General features: G+C 53.1%; 2 tRNA genes and 1 pseudogene. 2 read left to right on the top strand and 1 reads right to left on the bottom strand.

The window, feature by feature from the left end:
* Positions 1-104, bottom strand: a pseudogene (locus tag CFE47_RS31475) (bifunctional methylenetetrahydrofolate dehydrogenase/methenyltetrahydrofolate cyclohydrolase); the annotation flags it as partial.
* A 279-nt stretch (positions 105-383) separates the two neighbouring features.
* Between CFE47_RS31475 and CFE47_RS31470 the strand changes: the two are divergent.
* Positions 384-460: transfer RNA gene (locus CFE47_RS31470), tRNA-Arg, on the top strand.
* Between the two features lie 32 nt (positions 461-492).
* Positions 493-568: transfer RNA gene (locus CFE47_RS31465), tRNA-His, on the top strand.
* Positions 569-572 lie beyond the last annotated feature (4 nt).

Genomic DNA, 572 nt, shown 5'->3' with positions numbered 1-572 from the left:
CCAGGCGTGCGCAGGCCTTGCTGGCTGCGCTCGGTGACTCGTTTGGCGATCTGCTGGCGCAGGCTGGCGGCGATTGATTTGCCGTCGATAAGTTGTGCAGTCATTACGCGTGATTAACCATCGAGAGGGGGAAGAAAAGTGCGCGCATTCTCGCATGCCATGGCGTGAGGGCAAAGGCGCTTGGTCTGCAAATTGCCCTAACCCCTTAAATAAAATGAATTTTTTTCAAAAAAGATTTGACGGGTTTCAAGGCCCTCTATACTATTCGTCGCACTTGTCGGGCACAGCCTAGCACTGGTTAAGAAGGTCGAGCAGAATGGATGGTTGTTCTGCAAGGCTGGAAGCACTTAGTTTGTAGTCCTAATAGAATACAGATTAATCAGGCGCCCGTAGCTCAGCTGGATAGAGCATCCGCCTTCTAAGCGGATGGTCGCAGGTTCGAGTCCTGCCGGGTGCGCCATTAGGCAGCTTTGGCACAAGTAGCGCTATATGGTGGGCGTAGCTCAGTTGGTAGAGCACGGGATTGTGACTCCCGTTGTCGAGGGTTCGATCCCCTTCGTCCACCCCATATT

Origin of the sequence: Pseudomonas sp. PGPPP1 (assembly GCF_002255865.1) — a bacterium.
Taxonomy (GTDB): Bacteria; Pseudomonadota; Gammaproteobacteria; order Pseudomonadales; family Pseudomonadaceae; genus Aquipseudomonas; species Aquipseudomonas cremoris.
Note: the sequence above shows the minus strand (reverse complement) of the source record. Positions and strands in the feature narration are given on the sequence as shown.